The sequence below is a fragment of the Maribacter polysiphoniae genome (genome assembly GCF_003148665.1).
GTDB lineage: Bacteria > Bacteroidota > Bacteroidia > Flavobacteriales > Flavobacteriaceae > Maribacter_A > Maribacter_A polysiphoniae.
In genome coordinates, this window is the sequence record NZ_QGGQ01000002.1 from 542,286 (window position 1) to 569,042 (window position 26,757).

The window sequence follows — 26,757 nt, forward strand, 5'->3', positions numbered from 1 at the left end:
GATGGGGGAAGGTCGCTAATATTCAACCTTCAACATCCTTTTAAGCATTACAAAAGATTTGGAAGTTCCTATTGTGGTAAGTCTATAATTTTAAATTGTAGTATTTTTCTTATTTATTTCGCTTTTTGGCAAATGTAACATAAAATTAAATACCAGTGCTGATTTTTTTACGCTAACCCCTTTAATTCCAACAACAAAGCCTGCTTTTTGACTAAATACAACCACCACGTACCCTACACACCTCTATAAAAACACAAAACGCCCCCAAAAGGTGGCGTTTTTGATATGTCTTTATTGGTTAAAGTATCGGAGAATACTAGCTAAGGTCGATTTAAGGGCTTATTTCGTAATGGATTTATCCCTTTGACGTTTGGAGCATGCAAACGTTATTTCCTTTTCCGTTTCCTCAAATACCATAATACTTTATTGACCAGAGTCAAGGTTAGTTCAATTTCAATACCTTTCCGGGCATGTCCCCTGTAGGCACCTTCAAATCCAATGTTTTTAAAATGGTAGGGGCTATCTGATTGCTAAACAATTGTTCTTCATGGGCAACCTCCCCTTTATCGGAAACACCCTTCCCAAAAAGAATCATCCAAACACTACCTGAGCCATTAATCTCATCCCCATGGCTTTTCCAGGTTTTCAAAGGCATGGTGCCACGCCCATGATCCGTCGTGACAATAAACAATGTGTTATCCTTATAAAAAGGATCTTGCTGTGTGAATTCCCAAACCTTTTTTATAAAGGCATCCGTGGTATGGGCTGAATTCAAATAGGCTTCATAGTCCCCATCGTGGGCAAAATCATCGGTCTCCCCATAGGCTATGTATAAGAGTTCAGGATGATTTTTCTTCATTTCCTCCATCGCATAATGATGGGTAAAGGCATCTAAGCGAACAGAACTCCATGGACTCGGAACACTAGGTTGCAATTCATTCAGGAATTGTTCCCTTTCGGTAAGATCGTCCCCTTTGGCCAATTCAAAACCTGCATTTACCGGTACACCCGACCGCTCTTCATTAATAATGAACGGAAACACATCCCAACTACCAAAAGCAGCTACCTTTCCTTTATATCGCCCATCGTTATTGGCGATTTCCAAAAAGGTGGTATTCGGGTTATTGATCTTTTTATTACTTGTTATTCGGATATCATCGGCCTTACCCGTCAATATTTCATTATACCCCGGAAAGGAAAACCACATTGTATTGGTCAGATCCACCTTACTACCCAAGGCCCTATTCCCATGAATTTGACCTTGGTCAACGATTTGGGTCCATACAAATGGTAGCAATGCCTCCCTGCGTTGTTCGGCTGTTTCCCTCCAGAATTTTGTCTTTAAGCCCGTGGTATCATGTACATAGGTTTTATTGGAGATCAATGATGCATCGGCCCCGGTAAACAGTTCCTGCCAACGAAAACCATCCAAGGTGATCAGCACTACTTTGGTATTATCCTTTTGGGCATGTAACCCCAGTAAACCCAATTGCAGGAATAGATAAGCGAAAACTAATTTATTCTTCATTTCATATTTGTTTTAAAAGTTGCCGATTTCGACCATTTGCTCCAATTCAAATGCTGGTCACGGTATCTCACCCGCCAAAAATAGATCGTATTTGGTTTCAGTCTATTGGTAGGCTCATCGGTTAGGTCATCCCCTTTTTGTCGATCTTCCAAATAATACCAATTTTCAGATTGTTTCCAACTATCGAAAACCAAGGCCGTAAAATCAGCGGTAGTGGATACTTGCCAATGCGAAGCGGCATGATAGGCCCCCATAAACGTACTCTTGAAGGGACCTGCCTTTAATAAGGCCCCTGTGATGGGGACTTCCAAATCAATGGGAGCGACCAATGTAGGCGTTTCCGGCAGATGGTCTTTTGCGTAGATGGTAATCTCATCGGTCTGTTCATTTTCCCGAAATACATTTTCGTTACCCCTACTTATTCTTTTAAGGGTAAATTTCGGATGTTCCTTGCTGCCATCAACCTCTACCATCACAAAACCATATTCATCCTGGGTCACAGAAAATTCATCATAGTCCCTACCTTCAAATTCACCCCAATTATCAATGGCCCCACCAGCCGAAGCCACATTGACCCATAAATGTTTATGGTCTTTGGATTGACCACGGGAGTAACCATGGGTATGCCCAAAAAAGTGAATACTGGGCTTTCCTGTCGCTGTGGTGAAATCCTCCAACATCTTAACCACCTTACCCGTGGATTCCTCTTCCCCGGGAATCCATAATTCGGATTTATGTGGATGGTGCAACTGTGCAAACACAAAATCGATATCTTCATTCTGGGCTGTTTCCGCCAACACTTTTTCAAGCCATTCATATTGCAACCCTATATCGCGATAACCATCATTCGAATTCAATCCGATGATACGTGTATTGCCATAATCCTTATACCACCAATGTTCCGCATAGGCCGGTGTTCCATTCTTTGGAAGGCTGAAATACTTAAAATAAAAGGTGGAATTGCGTTCATGATTCCCCAAGACCGGATAAACCGGTACTTCCGCTAACAGTTTTTGGGCCGGACCGAAAAAATCATCCTGCCATTGTTCATAGGTAGAGCCTCGGTCAACCAAATCACCTGGTATCATTACCAATGCCAGATTATCAGGTACCGAATTGCCGTATTCCTTATTCAAGTATGGAATAATACCCTCATTGACGATCTCACTGAATTTATCGGGATTCTGGCGATCTTTTTGCATATCACTCATGGCCAACATATTAAAGGATTGATGGTCACTGGCAAAGGGCGGGGTCTTAAACTGGAAAACATCAGAGACCAACTTCCCCGTACGCACCCTATAATAGTATTCGGTAAATCGTTTTAAGCCGGTAATTTTGACTTCATGGATGCGTGCATCGGTAAAATTCACATCGAATGAAATACCGGTTTGCTTTTTACCCAACTTGGGTGATGCTCCCCATTCCACCAGACTTTCCTCTCCTTTGGAGGTTTCCCACATGATCGTCATTTTGTCGGGGCCAGCATCCTGCAGATAAGGCTGCACTAAAAATTCAGCATCGTTGCCCTGTGCCAAACAAAATACGCTGGTGATTATACCCATAAAACTAAAAATACCTCTTGTTCCCATTATTTCCTTTTAATTAATCCCATGGGCCAAAACGAACCCAATTTTAGTATATGTTTGCCGGCTGGGACAATTTAGCCCGACCGACCATTGTTTATGCTTCTAAATTAAAAAAATCATTCTTCCAACCACCACGGAATTTCACGAATCTTATGATTTCCTGTCCCAAACTGTATTTCAATGGTTGGCAGCTACATGCACCGTATTATTATTGCATTCCGAAATGGGATACATCCATTGGGTAGGAGATGTAGTTCCTGGCTAATCCTATGAAATGATCGCAATGATTTGGATTGTCTTGTCAAACAAAAATCAACCCCACGAAAAGAACATAAAATGAAGAAAAAGAACGGAACCCAAATAAAGGAATAGACTACTTTGTAAGCACCCCAACCTCGGCAAAAGACGTCTGGTAGTCTTCCCCAGCGACTTTAATCCCCCTTAATTTGATATATCTTGCCCGGGAAGGTTTGAACTTCACTTTTTGTTCTACGCGATGGTTGACAATATTCGGGAATTTACCGCGAACAACCCTTTTCCAACTTCTATTGTCGGGACTCACATAAAACTCAAAGTTGGTAATGATACCAAAAGGATAACGTTCTTGCATGGGCCAATAGGTAAACCCTTTTAGATCATAAATCCTGCCTAGGTCAATAATCACTTCCTGTATGGTCGATACCCCTTCATCCGTTGCCCAATAGGTAATCGGGTCATCATCGAAGGCTTTATCCGCCTCGAACATATTCCCCGTGGTCGTATATACGATATTCCAATTCGATTTTGCAATATCGTACTCCTTCATAGACACTTCGGTCCTGGCATTTGTTTTGGCATCATAGGCAAAATACTTGACCAGGGTGGGTTGGCTTACCCGAAATGGTTTTTTGTATTTCTTTGAGGAGGTTGTAGGTTCCCTCCCATCCAAGGTATAATAAATCTCAACCTCCTCATCAGGAACCGTAAGACTCACCATACCTTCCCGAGATCTTTTAATAACCGGGGTGGTCAATAAATTGGGAGCCCTGTACAATGCAATGTTCGAAAGGGCTATTGGCCCTTTTGCATCCATAATCTGTACCTTGATCTTATCCGCCTCAACGGTTTTGAACCTGAGAATGCGTTTGTTACCTATGGTCGTCTGCCCATCGATTTCGTGCCATTTGCCATCGATTTCGGCCGATACGATAAAATTCTTTACGCGCTGGCCCAAGGGAATATACTCTTGCAATAGGATGCGGTTCACTTTGGTGGGGGCATCGAATTCCAAAATAACCGAAGCTCTTGTAACCCCATCATTAGTCGCCCAATAGGTCTCTGGATCACCATCATTTACATTGGCAGCTTTATACTCGGCTTTATCACCCCGTTCATCGGTGGCCGTCACCTTGATCCCTTGGGCAAGTTCGGTACCAAATTCCAAGTCCAATCGCCTTCGAAAATCCATTAAGACCTCAACTTCCCTTTCATGAACCAATCCACGTTTATCAACCGGTAGGTTCAATAGCAGGGAGGTGTTTCTTCCCACGGAATTATAATAGATATCCAATAACTGGGGTAAGGTCTTTACCTGATGATCCTCGGCAGGATGATAGTACCACCCTGGACGCATGGAAACATCGGCTTCAGCAGGCAACCAATGTGTACCATCCTCATGGCCAGAACGCAATTCCATATAGCGGGGCCAACCCGGGTACATCCCATCCCTGCGCATGATGCTCCAATTGGTTTCCTCGGCCCAACCTTGTTCATTGCCCACCCAGCGCACATCTGGACCTCCATCACTGAAAATTACCGCATTGGGTTGCAATTCACGTACAATGGCAACAGTCTTATCCCATGCGTAATAGGTTTTATTGTCGACCTTACGGGTCTCATTGGCGCCGCCATAATATCCTGACCCCCCATTGGCCCCATCGAACCAAACTTCAAAGACCTCTCCGTAATTGGTCAACAGTTCCCGAAGTTGTTCATGGAATACATCAATATATTCCAACTGGCCGTATGCGGCATGGTTTCTATCCCAAGGGGAAAGATATACCCCAAATTTAAGTCCGTATTCCTTACAGGCTTCCGAAAGATCCTTGAGCACATCGCCCTTACCTTCTTTCCAAGGTGAATTCTTAACGGAGTGCTCGGTAGTCTTGGTTGGCCAAAGACAAAAACCATCATGGTGTTTGGCCGTAAGGATGATGCCCTTCATGCCCGCATCCTTTACCACTTTGGCCCATTGTCGGGTATCCAATTCCGTTGGATTGAACTGCTGTGGGGATTCCCCCCCAGTACCCCACTCCATATTCGTGAAGGTATTCATGTTGAAATGAACAAAGGCATAATATTCCAAGCCATGCCATGCCAATTGCCGTTCCGAAGGTGTAGGTCTTATGGGTTCAGGTGATTCTATTTCATTACAGGCCTGAACACAGACCATAAGCAACAAAACCAATATTCTAAATTTTACCATATCCCCCTAAATATCATGTATAATCCACCCCTACGTATTTCTCCCACGCAAATCCACCTTTCAAAAACCTAGGGAAGGAACCATTATGATTTCAATGTAATAAATTAATGTGAATTTTACACTTATAAAAGTCCATAATCCAATTCCAGTGTCCTTTAAGTGTATAAAGAAATCCCAAAAACGATAAGGAACACTACCCGATTAAAAACTTTGCCATAACTTTAAAGTCCCATTATAATTTGAGCAATACTTGTACACCATAGTCGATATAGAGACCACCGGAAACGGTATAAAAGGAAATAAAATCACGGAAATCTCCATTTTTAAATATGATGGATATAAAATAGTGGATGAATTTACCTCATTGGTCAATCCCGAATGTGAAATTCCGTATTTCATTACGGGGTTAACGGGCATTGACAATGATATGGTCCGCAATGCACCTAAATTGGTCGAGATTGCCGATAAGATATTAGAAATAACGGAAGAGACCATATTCGTGGCCCACAGTGTGGGATTCGACTACAATGTGATAAAAAATGAATTCAATTCCCTTGGACTGGATTTTGTGCGCAAAAAGCTATGCACGGTACGATTATCACGAAAACTTATTCCAGGATACAATTCGTACAGTCTTGGCAAACTTTGTTCCGCATTACATATTCCCTTGACCGACAGGCATAGGGCCAGGGGTGATGCCCATGCCACTACCCTTCTGTTTCAAAAATTATTGCGGACCGATGGGGCGGAAGCCGTTTTCAAAACATTTCTGAATGCCCGATCACAGGAGACCACCCTTCCTCCGGCACTGCCTAAAAGCATTTATGATGATTTACCCAATGCACCGGGTATTTATTATTTTAAAAATGCCAAAGGAAAGATCATTTATATCGGTAAGGCCATAAACATTAAAAAACGGGTTTTAAGCCATTTCTACGATAAGGCAACCAAAGAAATACAAATGTGTACCGAAACGGCCGATATTGACCATGAACTCGCAGGAAGTGACCTTGTTGCCCTTTTGATGGAATCGGCCGCTATAAAACACCATTACCCAGACTACAACCGTTCACAAAAAAGAAATATACAACGGTATGGCATATTTACCTACGAGGATCGCAATGGCATTCTTCATTTGGCTTTCAACAAAATTAAACTGGCCCCTAACCCTATTGCCATTTTTTACAACACAACGGACTGTCGCTTGTACCTGGAGGAGTTATGCAAAACCTTTTCACTATGCGCCAAATTCTGTCATTTGCAGGAAAACGTGGATACGTGTTCCCACTATCGCATCAAAAAATGCGATGGAATTTGTAGTGGGGAGGAAAGCGTAAAGGACTACAATAGTAAGGTGGAAGAAGCCATAACCTATGCACGCAATACAGAGGAAAGCCTATTTATTTTGGAGAAAGGCCGGAATTTTGATGAAAATGCCTTCGTGATGATCAAAAATGGGATTTATGCGGGGTATGGATTTGTGGACAAGGACATCCAAATCGCCACTACCGAGGATTTGGAAGCTTTTTTAATTCCCCAAAAAAGCACCTTGGAAAGCGAACGTATCGTTAAATCATACCTTACCAGAAATCCACAAAAACTACAGGTATTGCCGACTACTTAGTAGTACTGCAGCATCTAATCGTCCAATTTGTTGTACATACGGATGATAAATAGAATCCATATCACAAAAAAGATAGTAACGATAATAGAGTAAATAAGGATGAACTCCATTACTTTTTATATTTAAGATAGTTCATGAAGCCCAAAATAGTTGGAGCCCAAAAAGCAATGAAAATAGCATCCAACTTATCCCCAGTAAGAAAGATTATCTCCGAAACTATGATTATTGATAGAACGACGAGCAGCATTACGAAGTTCATAACACCGATGCGCTCAATAAAATTTTTTATCATTACAAGTGTATTACAGCAATCAATATAGCCAATAAAAATATATTAGCGCAATATAAATTACCTAAAACCAAAGAAAATAAGGATGCAGGATGCACTATACATCCATCAAAAAACACTTAGGGGAAAAAGCTATCCAGGATTCACAAATACAGACAAAATCTTAGTTTTCGTCCTTTTTTCCACTATTCATGAATATCAAGAGTGTAACGACCAAACCTATTACCACGGCGCCAAAAACGCCGATCATGATGATTCCGTTACTCCAGTTTACCAAGGGTAGTATTAATGCCATACTCTTCTGTTTTAAATCAAGATGTTGTAAATATAACAGTCAATAGCGATACAAAATATGACAAAAATCAGCTATATACAAATGGAACACTTCCGAAAAAACCGAAGATTACTTTTTTCTATGGCACGTATCTACGCCGAAAATACCGTACAATGGACAGAAGCCCACCAAGCTTGTCAGCACAAAAACCGAGGCAAGCGCCAACAAAATATAGGATATGGTACCATCAACCACCCCAAAATAAACCAAAAGTCCTGCTATTAGGGCCAAAATTACCCGAACCATCTTGTCGATACCTCCCATATTCTTTTTCATACTACTCAATTAAAAGTTACTGCATATTCTATGGCCAACACGACCACAGATACCAATGCGACACATAACATACATGCCATTAAAATCCTGATTCCCTTGGGTACCTTCATTTACAATGTGGTTGGACACACATAATTTGTGACTTTAATACCGGATTCCTTTATAGCCGAAAAACCTTCAGCTATATCAATTATATTATGGATACCCCTACTTTTCAGTATCGATCCCGCAATTACAGAGCGATAACCCCCTGCACAATGCAGTAAAAAGGTACGGTCTTTTGGGAAATCCGCCAAATGTTGATTCAATAACTCCAGCGGGGCATTAATGGCATTTACCACATGTTCCGATCGGTATTCACTCTCTTTGCGTACATCAAATACGGGTACTTCATTTGCATTGATCATTTCACTTACCTCATGTGCCGTAACCGCGGTAATCTTATCATAATCCTTGCCTTCATCCTTCCAAGCCTCGAATCCCCCTTTCAAATATCCAAGGGTACCATCAAAACCTACCCGTGATAAACGAATTACGGCCTCCTTTTCCTTACCTAAAGGGGCAACCAACAATATAGGCTGTTTCACATCGGCGATCAAAGCGCCTACCCAAGGTGCAAAATCACCATTCAAACCAATGAAAATGGAACGCGGAATATGTCCTTTTACAAAATCATCTTGATGCCGAACATCCAAGACCAGTGCACCGGTTCCGTTGGCGGCCAACTCAAAAGCATCAGGGGTCAAAGCGGTATTTCCACGTTCGAGCACATCCCCAATATCCTCATAGCCTTCCTTATTCATCTTTACATTCAAAGGAAAGTACTTTGGTGGGGGCATCAGTCCTGCTGTCACCTCCTCTACGAACTCCGCCTTGGTCATATCGGCACGCAGTGCGTAGTTCATCTTTTTCTGGTTGCCCAAGGTATCCACGGTTTCCTTCATCATATTCTTACCACAGGCCGAACCCGCACCGTGGGCCGGATAAACGATAATATCATCTGCCAATGTCATTATTTTGGTCCTAAGACTATCGAACAAAATACCCGCCAAATCCTCTTGGGTCATATCAGCTGCCTTCTGTGCTAGATCTGGGCGGCCAACATCACCTAAGAAAAGGGTATCCCCTGAAAAGATGGCATGATCTTTTCCATCCTTATCCCTTAAAAGATAGGTGGTACTCTCCATGGTATGCCCAGGGGTGTGAAGCACTTTAATAGTAAGGTCCCCAATTTTGAATTCCTGGTTATCCTCGGCTATAATCGCATCAAAGGAAGGGTTTGCCAAGGGTCCGTAAACAATGGACGCCCCGGTATTCTTGGCCAAGGTTACATGGCCACTGACAAAATCGGCATGAAAATGGGTCTCGAAAATGTACTTGATTTTCGCATTATCAGCCTTTGCCCGCTGTATATAGGGCTCTACCTCCCGCAATGGATCAAAAATCGCAGCTTCCCCATTACTTTCTATATAATATGCCCCTTGGGCCAAACAACCCGTATATATCTGTTCTATTTTCATTTTTTCTTTCAAAATACGTTCAAAAATAAGGTTTTATCCTTCTCTATTTTGTAACATAGGTTACTATCGGGGTTTCCTTTGATGCGCTATTTTACGATCAGTATCCTGTATACTTTCTGGGTCATCAAAACAGGCCACCGCCTCTTTAGTCCTTACAAAAAGGAAATCCTTACCCAATACATCGGCAATGCCACTATTGAAAATGATATCCCGGGTAGGACCAATGGCACCTGCAATATAGAACTGTATATCCCTATTGTGCAAGTCCTCAATTACCGAGATCAACATATTCGCAGCAGTGGAATCGATGTAATTTATTGGTTCTGCATTTAAGATAACACCTTTTAGTGACTTTCCCTTTGCATTGACTTCCTCCAACAGATGTTTCTTGAAAAAATTCTTGTTCCCGAAATATAGTTGTGAATCGAAACGTATGATAAGCAGATCGTCCCGCTGTTCTATATCCTCCCCGAATCGGTTTATGTTCTTGTAATATTCCGACCCCCGAACCTTTCCCAAAACAGCATAATGGGGTTTTGAAGTACGGTACACCATCAACAGCAAAGAAATGAGCACCCCGATAAGCACCCCTTCCTTTATCCCCACAAAAAGGGTGATCAGAAAAGTAAGCATCAAAATAATATATTCATCCTTGCGATATTTAAGGAGTGTTTTGGGATACTCAAAATCTATCAGGCCAAATACCGAAACCATGATGATACTTGCCAGTACCGCGTTGGGCAAATAATAGAACAAAGGCGTCAAAAACAAGAGGGTCACTACGACCATAATAACACTGAACAAGGCAAAACCCTTGGTTTTACCTCCAGCATCATTACTGATTGCGGAGCGGGAAAAACTAGCGGTAATGGGATAGGCCTGAAAAAACGAACCGACAATATTGGATGTACCCAAAGCAACAAGTTCCTGATTGGCATCTATCTTGTCTTCCTTGATTTTTTCTTCCATGGATTTCCCTATTGATATCGTCTCGAGATACCCGATCAAGGCCAAGGTCAAGGCTATGGGCCATAGATCCATACCCTTTTTTAAATCAAAATCGGGGAATTGGAAACTAGGCAGTCCTTGCGGAATATCCCCCACAATCCGAACACCGTATTGTTCGAGGCCCAATACATAAACGGCCAAGACACCCAATACGACCACCACCAATATGGACGGTATTTTCCTGTTCCATTTTTTCAGTAGTACAATGATAAAAATCCCGAGGATCCCAATGGCGAAATCATAGGGATTGGTATCCCCAACTTTTTCCAAGGCGTATACGACCAACTCATGCATTTTACTGCTTTTTTCAATATCGACACCCAGCAGATGCTTTAATTGACTAAGGATTATAATACATGCGGCCCCAGAGGTAAAACCACTGATTACGGGCTTGGACAAAAAATTGACCAAAAATCCCATTCTCAAAAAACCCAGTAACAATTGGATTGACCCTACCATAAAGGCCAGAAAGATGGCCATGGCGATATAATTCTCAACCCCGGTAATCGCCAAAGTACCCAAACCGGCAGCCACCAAGAGGGAATCCATGGCGACGGGACCTATGGCCAATTGCCGGGAGGTTCCCAAAAACATGTACACCAAAACTGGAAATACAGATGCATACAGCCCGTATACAGGAGGGAGTCCGGCCACCATGGCATAGGCCATACCCTGAGGCACGAGAATGATACCCACCGTAAGTCCGGCAATCAGATCCTTTAACAGATAGCTTTTTTTGTAGTTGAAAATCCAATCTACAATTGGGAAAAACTTTTGCATTGTCCAAAATTAAACAAATCGCCCAGCATTACTGAAAAATTATTCCATCAGTAAAAACCACATCGGGGAATATCGCCTTAATACTCCTATCGTTAGACCGCTATATGACCAAAAGGCAAACCGGTTCCTTTAGGCCGTACATCACGATATTGCCCTATGGAAACCTCGAATTATTCAACAATCAAACAAATGCAACCCGAAATGCAGTATTTAAACCCGCTAGGCCATTTCCTTCATTTCCACCAATTTCCCTATTTCAAGTGATAACAGTTGTAAGCGCTCTTGACAATTATCCAATTCAGCCAAAATCTTGTCCTTGGAATCCTTAAAGGCTTCTGTTGAGGCATTGAACATTGATTCGTAGTACGCTATACCCTGATTTAGGTTCTTGACAAAAGTGGTAAAATAATTCTCCTGCTTTTTATTGGCAATCGCTTTGACCTCATCAATCTTTCCTTTCAGGTAATCGAGATAGATCGATAGTTCCTTAACGAACATATTCGGACGTACGCCATCGGCAATCACATTGACCCTTCCATAAATATGGTCCGTAATCTCCTTGAGGCTCATCAATTTTGAAAAATAGGCCATATTGGGTCCGGGACAGACCGAAACCCCTTCGCCCTCAACCTTGTGATCGATATGGTTGACCATTAAGGCCGATGCACTCAAACCTACACAGATACAGGATTTTTCAACGATCTTATCAAACTGTTCCTGATATGCTTCTTTGGGCAAGTCCTGCGCTTCCAATTCCTTCAATTTCAGACGTTGATACTGTCTCGAAGCTACACAGATATCCTTTTCGGTAAACTCGTGGTTTAGGGATAAATATTGGCGTGGGCACGAACTTCCCGGTCTTCCCTTGGCTATCAATGCATCTTTTTCCAAATCCTTGGTATTTCCCCTAAGGCTATTGAAAGGAACCCCTAAAGGTGAAATATTACTCAAATACAAATCCTCTTCCTTGGCTTGTACCAATTTGTCCAAGGTAACCTTGTCGACCGTTGTGACCTCGGGTACCAAAAGAAAAGGAGTACCCCAACCTACGGAGTCCAACTCATAAGTATCAAGTAGGAATTGATGCTCCTCTGCCGTACCTACACCACCTTGGGCCGTAACCTTAAGCGGTAAGGCCGTCTCGGGAAAAATACGATCCTTATTTTTTAAGGCCTGAACCAGGACTTCATGGGTCGATGCAATAAGTTCATCCCTTTTTTCCTTGAATTCCTGTAATATGGGACCTAGCAAATACCCATCACTGGCAAAGGCGTGACCGCCACAATTCAATCCAGACTCAATACGGTATTCAGATACCCAAAGCCCTTTCTTAGCCAAGAACTTTCCTTGGATCATGGCTGAACGGAAATCACTTACCTTTAAAATGATCTTCTTTTTCATTTCCCCATTTTCATTGGGGTAAAAATCCTCAAAACGCTCCATGTACCCATATAACCTAGGGTTCATACCCGCGGAAAGAATTACGGAAGACTGTAGGTCACTTTCCGCAAACCCCCTTAGTGCGGCATGGGCATCATTGTACTCGGAAGGCAATTTTTCGCCATTCCAATAATTCACCTTATCCACTTTGGTCATGATATTCACATCGATGCTACCTAGGGACAAATGATCCTTGATCCAATTCCCTGCCTCACTGATATGCATTTTTTCGGTAAGGTTCTTAAATTCCTTTTTCAAAGAATTCCCATCGGGCAACATACTGATGTATTGTTTCAGTTCATTGCCTTTGTTAATGGTCGTATTTTTTAATTCCTCGAATTTCTGCTCTGTCAGGTTATTGATCAGATTGAGATAAGAGGTTATGCGCTTGGCCCTAAAATCCTCTATTTTATCCGTAATTTCCTTATAGGGTATTTCATGTAGTTCACAGTACATTTTCCTCAATTTCTCAAGAAGTACATCATCGACAATGGAAATAACCGAATCGATACCATATTGGGCTACTTTCAAAGGAGTATCCACTGTAAATCCTATGCCCATTACAGGAATATGGAAAGAATGTGCTTTTTTCATAAATTCATTGATTGTTAGATTGAACGGGAATCAAAACCCGTCTATGGCATCCATAAAAATTGCCAAAAAGGAAACAAATCTAATTAGTGAAAATGAAAAAAAACATGATAAATATCATGCAATCAGGGCTTGTGCAAAACTTTTTCAAAACACACACTATTCTCAATATCGATATATGGCCCATAGTTGGGAATGATCTTATAGTCGTTTCTTTTGTATAATTGGATAGCTTCCGGTTGCTTTTTCCCGGTTTCCAATACACATTTTCCATAAGACATCCCGGCCGCCCATCTTTCAAGTTCTGTCAATATCTTGGTTGCGAAACCTTTGCCACGGCAGGCTGGCAAGGTATACATACGCTTAACCTCCATAACTTCGGGAGTCATCTCCTTGATGGCACCACAACCACATGGTCTTTCATCCTCATACAACACTACAACGTGTTTTAGGGCATCTATTTTATTGAATTGGTGATAAAAATCATGGTCTTCCCCATCACGAACGGCCAAATCGGCATCGAGAAGCTTTACGAGGTTCTTGAAATCGACATTCTCCGAATTTGTCCTTACCAGTCGTACCATAGCATACCTATTCCCTTAATTTTCCTGTGAACAAACTCGCCTTTGCATTGAAGGGATTACCTGCAGAACGACGCATTAAGGCAATTTGACCGGCATGCCATACCGCATCTTCGATAGGGCCGTTTATTTGGAACCAAAACGGAAACTCGGTCGTACCATTTTCCTTTTTATATATGATTTTATGGTCCGATAAATCCTCCGAAATCCTGAATAGATCACTAGCTGTTTTCAGATTTATCAGGGTCATTGCCCGTAATTCATGGGATGATGGCTTTATTTCCTCCTTTGTTTTATCATTGGGGACTTTCTTGGCGGAGTTTAGGATGAGAACCGACAGTCCGTACACATGCTCCATGGTCTCACTTATGCTCCTACCCTCCGAATTGGGTCTAAAATCCAGGTTTTCCTGGGTCAACCCTTCCGTCGCCCAATAATAACGAAAACCCAAGCCATCTACCATTCTAGCCGTAACCGTACCTGCCGTATAGGCTTTGGGAGTATTGGGTATGGAAGCGTAGGGTACTTCTTCTTTCATGGTTTCTTGTGCATTTAAAGTAGTTACCAAAAGTAAAACAAGAAGACCAATATACCTTTTCATAAGCTTGATTTTAATGTAGTGGATGCAAATGGACTTTGAAGATCGTATTTTTATCATTCAACCCAAGAAAACCATGATGTAACTTTACCTGTTCCACGGCATATGGATAAAAGGTGACAGGCTCAATACAAACCATGTTCATGACTTCGGTCCAAAGCATAAAATTGCCAAACCCTTCCGTGGTAATCCTTAAATCCTTTTGGTCTTTCAAGGTGATGGATTTACAATCGCGAATTGGCATCGCCCTATTACCCACCTCGATTATGGCGGGTATCCCTATAGTACTTCCATGGGCTTCAATTCGTGCATTTTCGCTATGTAACTTAAATGCAGGATGGTATCCCAACATAAAAGGCATTCCATTCTCCCCCTCAATTTCAAAAGCAATATGCAATCCGTCTTTTTTAAGTTGGAAGGATTTTTGAAATTTAAAATCATAGGGCCAGAATAATTCAGCCGCTGTGGATTTATCAGGGAATTTAGCGTTCTTCACCTTGGTATTGGCCTTATATTCCTTCACCAAGACTACCGTGTCCCCGGACTTATCCATAACTTTATAGTCGAGTTCCCGAAGCAATCCATGTTGATCTTGAACGGCATTCCCTTTTGGTGTTTTGACTAAAAAACCGGCATCGGCCGTTGGACCTATTATCGGAAACATTTCGGTGTCTGCATTTCTCCAACCGGGACTCCCCTTTTGATGGATATACTCATAACCACCAACATTGTAACTTACCAGTTCGCCTTTTTCGATTTTTACTGTTTGATTCTCTAATTTTAAGTCCACCATCTTCTACTGATTAATAGTCTATACATAAATGTGCGTTGGCCTGATTGACGTTCCGGACCGTAAGGGCACTCACGGTTTCCTTTGGTGTTTTTCCCCAGCACTCATCGTTTCCTTCTAGTTTCGCAAGCGGATATTCCGCCCATATGATTTTTAAATCAATGGTCTTCAACAATCCGGTACACATAAGTATCCGATTTAATCGTGCCATGGTCATTTGCAAACATGATCATTCAAATTTAATGGCCTTGACAGGACTTATTCTTGTTATGATATATGAAGGCACCAACAGCATCAACAAACATAAAAGCAACACACCGATATTGAGCAATACCACAGTGAACACATCAATATGTACGGGTATATACTCCATATAATATTCTTGGGGATTAGGGAATTTCAGCAACCGGTATTTCCCTTGTATCCATATAAAACCCAATCCCAACACATTGCCCCAAAACAGTCCAATGGCAATCAAATAGGCCGCATTGTAAAGGAAGATCTTACGTATACTCCAATTCACGGTACCCAAAGCCTTTAAAATCCCGATCATTTGGGTGCGTTCCAAAATCAATACCAAAAGGGCCGTAATCATATTTATGCCCCCAACGATAATCATTATCCCAATAATCAAGGCAATGTTGAAGTCGAACAACCCGATCCATTCGAAGATCTTGTAGTACTTATCGGTTATCGTCTGTGTATCCAAGGTGGATAATATCTGCCCATAAATCTCTCGATTCTTTTGCTCCAAATCATCAAAACCATTCAAAAACACCTCGAAGTTGCCTACTTGGTTGGCATCCCATTTGTTCATTCGTTGAATATGGCGAATATCGACAAATACATACATACCATCAATTTCCTCAAAACCACTATCGTAAATACCCACTACCTGAAAACGTCTTTGGTTCGGCTTTAACGGATCTTCCTCTTTGGGAAAAAAAGCCGAAAAGGTATCACCAACCTTCAATTTTAGCCGATTGGCCATTAATCGTGATAATAAAACCTCCGTATTCAATTCCCCTGAATAATCGGGCAATGTACCCTCGACCAAGTATTCCCTAAGAACCTCCCAGTCGTAATCCGCCCCCACCCCTTTGGCGATAAAGCCTTCAAAAGTATCCTCGGTACGGATTATCCCCCCTTTGGTCGCAACGGCCTGTATGTGTTCAATACCGTCTACCGTAGTAAACTTGGGGTAAAAATCCTGCTCTTTCGAAACGGGGACCACGGATACATCCGATGTATTGTTATCATAATTATATATCTGGATATGCCCGTTGAAGGCAGCGACTTTTTCACGTATTTTGTGTTTAAGTCCGACCCCCGTGGCAATAGCGATCAGCATCATAAATACACTAATGGCAATAGCAGCGATCGCTATTTTTATTATTGGTGCAGATATGCTAATTTTATGCTCCTTTCCCTTAATGAGTCGTTTGGCTATAAAATATTCTAAATTCAAATTATGGCATTTTTATCCAGTTTCAAAAGTACAGTTTTCTTGTGGTTTTTAATTGTGTCATCCTGTGGAAACACTGAAAAACAACCTAAAAACAATACGGTATCGCAAAACAATCCTATCGAAACGCCCCAAAATAAGCCGATTATTGTTGGTGCCAACAGCATTGATGAATACATAGGCATGTTACAAGGGAAGAAAGTAGGGGTGGTCGCAAACCTAACCAGTGTGATTTTCAAAAAAAATGGACACACCCATATCGTCGATTCCTTATTGGCCTTGGACATCGATATCAAGAAAGTATTTGCTCCTGAACACGGATTTCGCGGACAGGCCGATGCAGGGGAAAAGGTAAAGGATGGATTGGACACGAAAACGGGATTACCCCTAATTTCACTCTATGGAAAAAATCGCAAACCTTCTTCAGCATTGCTTAAGGATGTCGATGTTGTCCTCTTCGATATCCAGGATGTCGGTGTTCGCTTTTATACCTACATCGCTACGTTACAATTGGTCATGGAAGCCTGCGCAGAGAACAACATTCCTGTTCTGGTCTTAGACCGACCCAATCCGAACGCCCATTATGTTGACGGCCCAACCATGGAAAAAGAACATACCGGTTTTTTAGGCATGACCACCATTCCATTGGTCTATGGAATGACCATAGGGGAATATGCCAAAATGATCAATGAAGAAGGTTGGTTAGCAGATAACGCCAAGGCAGACCTGACCATCATTCCTTTAAAAAACTACAGTCACGATTTGGAATACAGCCTTCCTATCCGACCTTCCCCCAACCTGCCCAACGATACGGCCATCAACCTTTACCCCAGTCTTGGTTTGTTCGAAGGTACCAACATCAATGCCGGCAGGGGCACCGAATTTCAATTTCAACGGTATGGGGCTTCGTTTTTAGACAGCACCCAATACCATTTTAAATACCGGCCCAAACCCAATTTTGGATCCAAAAGCCCCAAAGAGAATGACAAGGTATGCTATGGGGCGGATCTTTCCGAAATCCCTAGAATGAAAGAGGTTTCCTTACGATGGATCATCGATGCCTATACCAATTCGACGGACAAGTCCAAATTTTTCAATACCAGTGGATTTACAAAACATGCCGGAACAGAAAAATTACAACAACAAATCGAGGGAGGTATGTCTGAAGCGGAAATCAAAGCTACCTGGCAGTCCGATTTGGGGAATTTCAAAAATATCAGAAAGAAATATCTTTTGTATGAGTAAGACTGCCTTCCTGAATGGCAAAAGCATTTTTAACGTCTAACAAAGGATAACCGAACTTTTCATTCAAGACATACAATCCCTAATTATTTAGGACAATTATCCAAAACCCCAAGCGTTATGGTATAGACCAATATTGTAAAAAATGCCTGTACCTAATCCCCAAATCAGCAAGCTTCTTAGTCTAGCCATTTGCTGTACTTTGACGTTCATTTTTATCAATTGCTCTAACGACAGTAATTTTGAACCCAACATAATTGTTCAAAACCCGTTGGAAAACCCTGAAAACGGGCCTGCGGCGGGAAATCCCAATGGAGATTCCCCTATCCCACCTGAAGCAGGGCCTGAGGATGTGGCCAATCCAGACACATCAATTGGCGATGGCACACCTGAAAGTTGTACATGCGATGCTTTTGTTGATGCTGTGGCCAAAGGTGGTAAAATCACTTTTGATTGTGGTCCGGACCCTGTCACGATCATCATGGACAAACCAGCTAAAGTATTTAACAACGCCAATAGGGATGTAATTATAGATGGTGGCGGATTGGTAACCTTAAGTGGGAACGGAACAACAAGGATATTGTATATGAACACCTGTGACCCTAATCAGGTGTGGACAACCGATCATTGCCAAAATCAAGACCACCCCAGACTTACCGTTCAAAATATCACCTTTGCGGACGGCAACTCCATAAACGATACCGAATACGATGGCGGGGGTGCCATTTGGGTACGAGGGGGTCGGTTTAAGGCTGTGAATTGTCGATTTTTCAATAATGTTTGCGCAAGCACTGGTCCGGATGTTGGTGGTGGGGCCATCCGCGTTTTCAGTCAGTACGACAATTTACCCGTGTATATTGTAAACAGCACCTTTGGCGGACAGGAAGGTTACGGCAATTCGGGCTCCAATGGCGGGGCCATTAGTAGTATCGGTGTCTCATGGACGATTATCAATAGTTTATTTTCCCATAACAAAGCCATTGGAAATGGGGGCAACCCTGCCCAATCAGGATCACCTGGTGGGGGTAGCGGTGGCGCTATTTATAATGATGGGAATACCATGACATTAACGGTTTTAGGCACTACGATTGAACAGAACGAAGTAAATGCCTATGGTTCATCCATATTTTTTGTCAGCAATGACCATTCGGGCAATATCAAAATCGACAATTCAACCATCACCAACAATATAGGGGGGTCTTGGTATCCCGTATACCCCAGCATTTCCATGCATGGTGACACTCCGATAGCCGTTACGAATTCAATTATTGAGTGACCTTGTGTTCTTAATTTAAAAACCAGGGAACGGAAAATTCCAACACCCGATAAACACCGGTATGTCGGAAGCCGAAATCAAGGTAGCCTGACAGCCCGATCTGGAATCATTCAAAACCTTGGGACACCCCATTACATCAACGAATAGGATAAAAACTAAGGCAATCTTTTTTTCATTTCCTCGACAATATTGAAGGCTGCGGGACAAATAGCCACATTCTTAAGGGTAAGATTACTGATTTGTTGGAATTTTTTTCGGTCGGTATGTGGAAACTCACGGCAAGCCTTGGGCCGAACATCGTAAATGGAACAGCGATTATCATCACCCAAAAAAGTACAGGGAACTTCTTGAAGCACATAATCATTATCCTCATCAACCCGTAAAAACTGGGCGATGAACTTCTGCGGTTTCATTCTAAAAAACTTTGAAATCCGCTCAATATCGATATTGGTAAAAAGAGGGCCCGTGGTCTTACAACAATTGGCACAGGTTAAACAATCCGTTCGTTCAAATTCGGTTTCATGCAATTCCTGCATCACATAATCCAAATTCTTAGGGGGCTTCCGTTTTAACTTGGTAAAAAACTTTTTGTTTTCCTTATGTTTTTCAGCGGCCTTTTTGGGCAGCTGTCTTAAAATCTCATCCATTACTCAAAAGACCCATTGAAATTCCGTACAGTTCGCGACTCCAATCTTCCGAGGCCATGGATATTTCCTTAGTAAGCGCCTCTCGATTATTGATGATTTTCTGACCCACGATGGTATTGTAAAACGAATTCAATTCGTCTTTGTGCACTTGGGTCATCTTAGAACGATCCGTATTCAACAAAACCCCTGCCTCCGTTTTATAAAAAGCTGCCATTTGTTTGATATCCTCATGGGAAAAATGCGCTTTGTAAATAGGCACCAATCTGCTTTTTATATCCTCCAGGGCCTTAACCTCATGCTCCTCCAAATATGTCCAGCTCTTTAAATTAACATCACTCTTGGGATAACGACTTTCCATCATTTGCATCAACTGTCCGTATGCGTATTCATATTGTTTCATGGTGCCGTTGCTCTCCAGGTAATCCTTCACATCCTTGGAAAATTCGGTCTCTTGCGCCATGATTCCCATAGGAACCATAAGAAAACAAAAAAGTAATATTTTAAATTGCTGCATATTCGGTTTTTTATAATGGAGTAAAAGTCCCACTTTTGCTTGCAAAGTACGAATTATATGGAAACTGATGTTTTCGGCAAGGCCTTATTGGATTATCTCAATGGCGATTATAGTGAGGATATCACCACCTACTCTTCCTTGGATGAAGAAGACACCATTCCCATTCCCTATCTTTTTAGAGGCTATATTAAAATGCCCAAAATAGAACAAAAAGCCCTGGACTTGTGTCGTGGAAAGGTCTTGGATATTGGTTGTGGGGCAGGAAGTCATAGCCTATATCTTCAGGAAAAAGGGTTGGAAGTTACGGCTTTGGACCATTCCGTTAACGCCATTGAAGCCTGTGGATTAAGAGGAATCAAGAACACGGTCCGAAGTGCCATATTAGACTATAAAGGCCAAAAATACGACACCCTACTCCTACTTATGAACGGTATCGGGATTGTGGGCAGATTGGAACTATTAAAGACCTATTTAGAACATTTTAAAACGTTGATGGGGAAAAATGCACAAATATTGTTGGATTCCTCAGATATCATTTATATGTTCGAGGAGGAGGAAACCGAGGAGGATTGGGACGAAACCCACAATTCTGGGGATATGACCACTGATGAAAACGAATATTATGGGGAAGTTGATTTCACCATGACCTATAAAGGGGCCTCAAGCAACTCGTTTCCATGGTTATATTTGGATTACACCACTTTGGAGCATGCCGCATCGGAATGTCAATTACATTGTGAATTGATAAAGGAAGGGGAGCATTACGACTATTTGGCCCGCTTGACCTTCATGTAATACCAAATGCGTGATTTTTTACGTTATCAATTAAAAATAAGTTATGAGCAATCGATTTTGGATAGTACTGGTTCTTGTTATGGGTTTGATGGGTGGTTGCTCAAAAGACGCCAATGATTCTACCGATCAAAATAAAATTGATAATTCGGCCAACTACAAAACCTCTGGATCCTCTGCCAATGACATCCTATCGAACAATACCTTTGACAAACTTCGTATAGAAATCGCCTATGTTTCCGGTTACAGGCCCACGGCAAATGCCATGACCGACTTTGTTGCTTTCCTTAAGAAATATACGTACAAAGACGATATTGAATTGGTGTATACCGAACTAGCCTCGCCCGATGAGGAAAAATTGACCTTGGAGGAAATCGACGACTTGGAAAAGGAAAACAGAACCACCTTTAACGATGGCAAGACCCTTGGCATTTACATCTATTTTGCCGATGCCCCCTCTGAAGATGATGTAGAGGAAGAAGATCTGGTCACCTTAGGTGCCGTATATTGGAACACCTCTATGGTCATCTACGAAGAAACCATAAGGACCTTGGCCAATAAAAACTTTGCAGTGGATATCGATGATGTGGAAACGGCAACCTTAAACCATGAATTTGGCCACCTCATGGGGCTTGTAAATTTAGGCACCGAACCGGTCAATGACCATGAAGGAACAACTACGGATGACGACGACAACGAAATAGGTGATAATCACTGTACGGAAGAAGGATGTCTTATGCGGGCAGAACTACAGTTTGGCCCCAGTATGAAAAAAATGTTGGAAAAAAGAACCGCTAAAGGGCTGGTCGCTATTCCCGATTTGGGAACAGAATGTCTTTTGGACCTTCAGACCAATGGCGGCAGATAGAAACCAGGAATTTGTTCCGATTATTGACAACTGCTTTTCGCAGAGCGCTTTTCGCCTATCGCCTATCGCTAATGGCTTAACTCCTATTGCTAATGTTCACTACTAATTGCTAATTACCCACTGCTCACTGATCATTGCTTACTGTCAATTGTTCATTGCTAATTGTTCATTGTTAATTGCACATAGCTTTCCGCAGAGCGCTTATCGCCTATCGCTGATGGCTTAACTACCTATTGCTAATTGTTCATTGCTAATTGCCCACTGAAAAACTGTTCACTGCCAACTGCCAACTGCCAACTGTTCACTGCTAACTGCCAACTGCCAACCGAAAACCGAAAACCGACTTACGGAATATTCAAATATTTATGGGTCTGCAAGGACACCTTCCATTTTGGGTTTTTCATGACAAAATCGACGATCATAGGCATCATCCTGTCCCGTACACTCCATTCCGGTTGTAGGTACAATATGCAATCCTTATTGACCTTCGCTGCCTGTTCCTCGGCAAAAATGAAATCGTGCTTATTAAAAACGATGACCTTCAACTCATGCGCCTTTTCGTAAATAATCCCAGTAGGTAATTTATTCTTTTTTGGGGACAGACAGATCCAATCCCAAGTTCCACTAAGCGGATGGGCCCCGGAAGTCTCGATATGGGTCTTTACATGTTTTGCCTTTAGCGCTTTGGTCAATGGTCCCATATCCCATGTCAAAGGCTCCCCGCCTGTCACAACTATCGTATCGGAATGCGCTACCGCTTTTTCAACAATGCTTGTTATATCTGTTGGCGGATGCGTTTCGGCATTCCAACTTTCTTTCACATCACACCAATGACAACCCACATCACAACCACCTACACGAATAAAATAAGCAGCCGTTCCTTTGTGGAATCCTTCTCCTTGTATGGTATAAAATTCCTCCATCAATGGAAGCATCAAACCCTTGTTGACCAATTCTAAAACCTCATCTTTCATCATTGGGCAAAGATACTACTTACCAATCGTTTTATTGTTGCCTAAAAATGCCCTATTTTTATCAAAAATTTGACCTTATGAGCACCAAAGACGATTTCTTTGCACATATCGAAAAAGGATATACGACCAAAGGCGATTCAATTACCATGGGTGCTGCAATGCTCAATGGTGAAGCTGTCACCAACGCCCTCGTTAAAATCCCACTAAAAACCTTGAACCGTCATGGTTTGATTGCAGGGGCAACAGGAACAGGAAAGACAAAAACGCTCCAGGTACTTGCAGAAAATTTATCGGATAAGGGAATCCCCGTTTTACTTATGGATTTGAAGGGTGACCTTAGTGGACTCGCGCAGCCCAGTCCAGGGCATCCTAAGATTGATGAACGACATGCCAAAATAGGCATCCCCTTTGAGCCCAAGAGCTTTCCTGTGGAAATATTGTCGTTATCGGAACAGGATGGGGTAAAATTACGCGCCACGGTTTCTGAATTTGGGCCAACACTCCTGTCGAGGATATTGGATTTAACAGAGACCCAGGAAGGTATTGTTGCCGTAGTATTCAAATATTGCGATGACAACAAATTGCCCCTTTTGGATTTGAAGGATTTTAAAAAAGTGCTTCAATATGCAACAGGAACCGGCAAAAAAGAATTTACCAAGGATTACGGGCGTATTTCAACAAGTTCAACAGGCACGATTTTACGTAAGATCATTGAATTGGAACAACAAGGTGCCGATTTGTTCTTTGGGGAAAAATCCTTTGAGGTCGATGATCTGACACGCATCGATGAAAATGGAAGGGGATATATAAACATCCTACGCTTAACGGATATACAGGATCGGCCCAAATTGTTCTCAACCTTTATGTTGAGCCTCTTGGCGGAGATATATGCCACCTTTCCTGAACAGGGCGATAGTGATAGACCTGAACTTATCCTGTTCATCGATGAGGCCCATTTGATTTTTAAAGAAGCCTCAAAAGCCTTATTGGATCAGATTGAAAGTATTGTAAAACTAATTCGCTCCAAAGGGATCGGTCTTTACTTTGTGACCCAGAACCCAACGGATGTCCCCAATGAGGTATTGGCACAATTGGGACTTAAGGTGCAACACGCCTTACGTGCTTTTACGGCCAGAGACCGAAAGGCCATAAAACTGACCGCGGAGAACTATCCGATTTCCGATTACTATGACACGAAGGAAGTCTTAACCTCACTCGGAATCGGAGAGGCATTGATTTCTGCCCTGGATGAAAAAGGACGTCCCACCCCATTGGCCGCCACATTGCTTCGGGCCCCAATGAGTAGAATGGATATACTTACCGATAGCGAGTTGGATTCGGTCATTAAAAATTCGGACTTGGTTGGCAAATACAACGAGGAAATCGATCGGGAAAGCGCCTATGAAATACTGAATGAAAAAATAGAGAAAGCCGAAAAAGAGGCAGAAAAGGAACGAGAAAAACCAACAAGCAGAAGAACATCCACAAGAAGGAGCACACGACAGAACCCTGTCATAAAGGTTTTGACCAGTGCCACTTTTATCCGTGGAGTCTTAGGGGTGTTGAAAAAGGTTATGCGTTAATAAATGAAAAAGTTATCTATAGTAATTGGCATCTGTGTCCTTGCCGTAGTTGTGCAATGCCAAAAAGAAAAAGACACAAGCTTCCTGATTACCAACCACAGTGTTGGCAAACTTGAAAGAATTAGTTTAATCCGTGATTTGGATCTTATCTACTACCAGGATTCCATCGTCAAGGACACCATGAAGTTGGCTTCGGGCTTAGGGGCCAGGAGCATCAAAATCTATGAAAAGGGAGGTAATCATTTATTGACACTAACCCCAAGTTTAGACAGTATTCCCAAAATCCAGAATGTACGGATCAACGACCCGCGATTCGAGACGGAGAAAGGCATAGGCCTGAACAGTACGTTTAAGGACATCAAGGAAAAATATACGATTCAAAAAATCGTGACCTCTTTAAACAATATCATCATTTTCGTAAAAGACAGTGATGTCTATTTCACCATAGACAAGAGTCAATTGCCTGAAAGCCTACGTTATGTGTCGAGTCCAAATATAGACCCGGTGCAAGTACCCGATGGAGCCAAAATCAAATATATGATGATTGCATGGGAATAGATTCCCATCCAGTCATTCCCTGTTGATTACCTTTTCTAACACCCAAGATATCCCATGCGCAAAACCCTGAATAAATACCTCCCGATTTATTTTGGAGCCTATTTTAACCTTCTGTCCCACTTCTCGAAAAGAAAAGCTGCAGAAAAAGCATTCATCTTATTCTGCAGTCCCAGAAAAGGCAGGGTGCGTGCTGAGCAAGTGGATTTTTTGGAAGAGGCAAAAGGCAAAAGGATCAAAACAAACGATCTTGAACTGCAAACCTACCAATGGAAAGGCAGTAAAGATACCGTACTTCTTATTCATGGATGGGAAAGCAATGTCTTTCGTTGGAGAAACCTGATTTCGTATTTAAAAAAAGAGGATTATAATATCATTGCATTTGATGCACCTGCCCAGGGATATTCCACAGGTAAAGTATTGAATGTACCCTTGTATACCGAATGTACCCAAGCCGTAATCGACCAATACAAACCAAAGTTCGTCATAGGCCATTCCATGGGGGGCATGACGACCTTATACCACGAAGAGAAATACCCAAATACAATCACAGAAAAGCTAATTACCATTGGGGCCCCTTCCGATTTGGAAGACATAATGAACCATTATCAAAGACTTCTGCGGTTCAATGATAAGGTATTTGAAGGTTTGGATGAGTACCTTCAGGATAATTACGGATTTGGAATCCGTGACTTTTCCACTTCAAAATTTAAAGGCCATTTATCAAAAAAGGGACTGGTTATCCATGATAAGGAAGACCCGATCGCACCTTTCATCGCTTCGGAAAAAGTGCATGCCCAATGGAAGAATAGTGATCTGTATGTAACCCAAGGTTTAGGACATAGTATGCATCAGGATAAGGTGAACCTAAGGATCATGGATTTTTTAAAGTCCTAGAAAAAAGGTAGTTTTAATCTTAGGATGATCCTTAAAAGGAAATCCCATTAAAACCAAAGCTTTTCTTTATGCAACAAATAACACCTTTCCACATAGCCATCCCCGTCCATAATTTAGCCGAATGCCGCAAATTTTATGGCGAGGTCCTTAATTGCGAGGAAGGGCGCAGTAGTGACCATTGGGTCGATTTCAATCTTTTTGGCCACCAATTGGTCATTCACTATAAACCTAAATCCGACGCGGTATTACACACGAATGCCGTAGACGGGAAAAATGTACCCGTACCCCATTATGGTGTGGTTTTACCGTGGGATACTTTTGAAACCTTTGCCCAGGAATTAAAATCCAAAGGGGTGGAATTTGTTATTGAGCCCTATATACGGTTTAAGGGACTTCCCGGGGAACAGGCCACCATGTTCTTTTTAGATCCAGCCGGAAATGCATTGGAATTCAAGGCCTTTAAGGATATGGGACAATTATTTGCCAAATAACCGGGTCTTACCAATTACAATTGAGTCGCTTACCCCTTATT

Annotated in this window: 25 protein-coding genes; 9 read left to right on the forward strand and 16 right to left on the reverse strand. The window is 42.1% G+C overall.

What is annotated here, in order from left to right; genetic code table 11:
• Nucleotides 1-442 precede the first annotated feature (442 nt).
• From LX92_RS06655 to LX92_RS06670, 3 genes are all read right to left on the reverse strand, one after another.
• Nucleotides 443-1,528 carry an alkaline phosphatase family protein gene (locus tag LX92_RS06655; protein ID WP_109649494.1) on the reverse strand — a complete coding sequence of 362 codons (1,086 nt, stop codon included), beginning with the start codon at nucleotides 1,526-1,528 and terminating at the stop codon, nucleotides 443-445.
• The gene (locus LX92_RS06660) at nucleotides 1,525-3,120 is read right to left on the reverse strand and encodes a fibronectin type III domain-containing protein (RefSeq protein ID WP_223308267.1); all 1,596 of its coding nucleotides are present in this window, start codon (nucleotides 3,118-3,120) and stop codon (nucleotides 1,525-1,527) included. The genes LX92_RS06655 and LX92_RS06660 overlap by 4 nt, the downstream gene beginning before the upstream one ends.
• 370 nt (nucleotides 3,121-3,490) lie before the next feature.
• On the reverse strand, nucleotides 3,491-5,581 hold the full coding sequence (locus LX92_RS06670; RefSeq protein ID WP_109649496.1) for an alpha-L-fucosidase: 2,091 nt from the start codon (nucleotides 5,579-5,581) through the stop codon (nucleotides 3,491-3,493).
• Between the two features lie 250 nt (nucleotides 5,582-5,831).
• On the opposite strand from LX92_RS06670, the gene LX92_RS06675 reads away from it, so the two are divergent.
• Nucleotides 5,832-7,205: an exonuclease domain-containing protein gene (locus LX92_RS06675; protein ID WP_109649497.1), complete on the forward strand. Its 1,374-nt coding sequence runs from the start codon at nucleotides 5,832-5,834 to the stop codon at nucleotides 7,203-7,205.
• Between the two features lie 452 nt (nucleotides 7,206-7,657).
• Here LX92_RS06675 and LX92_RS22890 read toward each other — a convergent pair whose 3' ends face one another.
• The 10 genes from LX92_RS22890 to LX92_RS06725 all read right to left on the reverse strand — a co-directional run bounded on the left by LX92_RS22890 (nucleotide 7,658) and on the right by LX92_RS06725 (nucleotide 16,880).
• Nucleotides 7,658-7,789, reverse strand: a complete 132-nt coding sequence (locus LX92_RS22890; protein WP_262509837.1) for a hypothetical protein — start codon at nucleotides 7,787-7,789, stop codon at nucleotides 7,658-7,660.
• A 108-nt stretch (nucleotides 7,790-7,897) separates the two neighbouring features.
• Complete coding sequence (locus tag LX92_RS06685; RefSeq protein WP_109649499.1) at nucleotides 7,898-8,104, reverse strand: YgaP family membrane protein; 207 nt, start codon at nucleotides 8,102-8,104, stop codon at nucleotides 7,898-7,900.
• Nucleotides 8,105-8,214: 110 nt separating this feature from the next.
• Nucleotides 8,215-9,624 (reverse strand): MBL fold metallo-hydrolase, encoded by a 1,410-nt coding sequence (locus LX92_RS06690; RefSeq protein WP_109649500.1) that lies wholly within the window; start codon nucleotides 9,622-9,624, stop codon nucleotides 8,215-8,217.
• Nucleotides 9,625-9,687: 63 nt separating this feature from the next.
• Nucleotides 9,688-11,412, reverse strand: a complete 1,725-nt coding sequence (locus tag LX92_RS06695; protein ID WP_109649501.1) for a SulP family inorganic anion transporter — start codon at nucleotides 11,410-11,412, stop codon at nucleotides 9,688-9,690.
• Nucleotides 11,413-11,631: 219 nt separating this feature from the next.
• On the reverse strand, nucleotides 11,632-13,446 hold the full coding sequence (locus tag LX92_RS06700; protein WP_223308268.1) for a hypothetical protein: 1,815 nt from the start codon (nucleotides 13,444-13,446) through the stop codon (nucleotides 11,632-11,634).
• A gap of 122 nt (nucleotides 13,447-13,568) precedes the next feature.
• Nucleotides 13,569-14,027, reverse strand: a complete 459-nt coding sequence (locus LX92_RS06705; protein ID WP_109649502.1) for a GNAT family N-acetyltransferase — start codon at nucleotides 14,025-14,027, stop codon at nucleotides 13,569-13,571.
• Between the two features lie 7 nt (nucleotides 14,028-14,034).
• A complete protein-coding gene (locus LX92_RS06710) occupies nucleotides 14,035-14,625 on the reverse strand; it encodes a DinB family protein (protein WP_109649503.1) in 591 nt (196 codons plus the stop codon).
• A gap of 10 nt (nucleotides 14,626-14,635) precedes the next feature.
• Entirely contained in the window at nucleotides 14,636-15,415 is a 780-nt protein-coding gene (locus LX92_RS06715) for an aldose 1-epimerase (RefSeq protein ID WP_109649504.1), read from the reverse strand.
• Nucleotides 15,416-15,425: 10 nt separating this feature from the next.
• Nucleotides 15,426-15,599, reverse strand: coding sequence for a hypothetical protein (locus LX92_RS22380; RefSeq protein ID WP_170117799.1), 174 nt, complete (start codon nucleotides 15,597-15,599; stop codon nucleotides 15,426-15,428).
• A 42-nt stretch (nucleotides 15,600-15,641) separates the two neighbouring features.
• Nucleotides 15,642-16,880 carry an ABC transporter permease gene (locus LX92_RS06725; protein WP_109649506.1) on the reverse strand — a complete coding sequence of 413 codons (1,239 nt, stop codon included), beginning with the start codon at nucleotides 16,878-16,880 and terminating at the stop codon, nucleotides 15,642-15,644.
• A gap of 3 nt (nucleotides 16,881-16,883) precedes the next feature.
• On the opposite strand from LX92_RS06725, the gene LX92_RS06730 reads away from it, so the two are divergent.
• Entirely contained in the window at nucleotides 16,884-18,122 is a 1,239-nt protein-coding gene (locus tag LX92_RS06730) for an exo-beta-N-acetylmuramidase NamZ family protein (protein WP_109649507.1), read from the forward strand.
• A gap of 142 nt (nucleotides 18,123-18,264) precedes the next feature.
• The gene (locus LX92_RS06735) at nucleotides 18,265-19,395 is read left to right on the forward strand and encodes a hypothetical protein (protein WP_109649508.1); all 1,131 of its coding nucleotides are present in this window, start codon (nucleotides 18,265-18,267) and stop codon (nucleotides 19,393-19,395) included.
• A 155-nt stretch (nucleotides 19,396-19,550) separates the two neighbouring features.
• Here LX92_RS06735 and LX92_RS06740 read toward each other — a convergent pair whose 3' ends face one another.
• Nucleotides 19,551-20,042, reverse strand: coding sequence for a YkgJ family cysteine cluster protein (locus LX92_RS06740; RefSeq protein ID WP_109649509.1), 492 nt, complete (start codon nucleotides 20,040-20,042; stop codon nucleotides 19,551-19,553).
• A complete protein-coding gene (locus LX92_RS06745; RefSeq protein WP_109649510.1) occupies nucleotides 20,035-20,556 on the reverse strand; it encodes a DUF2059 domain-containing protein in 522 nt (173 codons plus the stop codon). The genes LX92_RS06740 and LX92_RS06745 overlap by 8 nt, the downstream gene beginning before the upstream one ends.
• 57 nt (nucleotides 20,557-20,613) lie before the next feature.
• Between LX92_RS06745 and LX92_RS06750 the strand changes: the two genes are divergently transcribed.
• Together LX92_RS06750 and LX92_RS06755 are read left to right on the forward strand one after the other, a co-directional pair.
• Complete coding sequence (locus LX92_RS06750; RefSeq protein WP_109649511.1) at nucleotides 20,614-21,351, forward strand: class I SAM-dependent methyltransferase; 738 nt, start codon at nucleotides 20,614-20,616, stop codon at nucleotides 21,349-21,351.
• A gap of 43 nt (nucleotides 21,352-21,394) precedes the next feature.
• A complete protein-coding gene (locus LX92_RS06755) occupies nucleotides 21,395-22,216 on the forward strand; it encodes a hypothetical protein (protein ID WP_109649512.1) in 822 nt (273 codons plus the stop codon).
• A gap of 344 nt (nucleotides 22,217-22,560) precedes the next feature.
• On the opposite strand, the gene LX92_RS06760 is transcribed toward LX92_RS06755, so the two are convergent.
• Complete coding sequence (locus tag LX92_RS06760; protein WP_109649513.1) at nucleotides 22,561-23,193, reverse strand: 7-carboxy-7-deazaguanine synthase QueE; 633 nt, start codon at nucleotides 23,191-23,193, stop codon at nucleotides 22,561-22,563.
• 74 nt (nucleotides 23,194-23,267) lie between these two features.
• Between LX92_RS06760 and LX92_RS06765 the strand changes: the two genes are divergently transcribed.
• The 4 genes from LX92_RS06765 (at nucleotide 23,268) to LX92_RS06780 (ending at nucleotide 26,716) form a co-directional block, all read left to right on the forward strand.
• Nucleotides 23,268-24,773 (forward strand): helicase HerA-like domain-containing protein, encoded by a 1,506-nt coding sequence (locus tag LX92_RS06765; protein ID WP_109649669.1) that lies wholly within the window; start codon nucleotides 23,268-23,270, stop codon nucleotides 24,771-24,773.
• Nucleotides 24,774-24,776: 3 nt separating this feature from the next.
• A complete protein-coding gene (locus LX92_RS06770) occupies nucleotides 24,777-25,331 on the forward strand; it encodes a hypothetical protein (protein WP_109649514.1) in 555 nt (184 codons plus the stop codon).
• Nucleotides 25,332-25,385: 54 nt separating this feature from the next.
• Complete coding sequence (locus LX92_RS06775; protein ID WP_109649515.1) at nucleotides 25,386-26,225, forward strand: alpha/beta fold hydrolase; 840 nt, start codon at nucleotides 25,386-25,388, stop codon at nucleotides 26,223-26,225.
• A gap of 68 nt (nucleotides 26,226-26,293) precedes the next feature.
• Nucleotides 26,294-26,716, forward strand: coding sequence for a VOC family protein (locus LX92_RS06780; RefSeq protein WP_109649516.1), 423 nt, complete (start codon nucleotides 26,294-26,296; stop codon nucleotides 26,714-26,716).
• The last annotated feature ends 41 nt before the right edge of the window (nucleotides 26,717-26,757 follow it).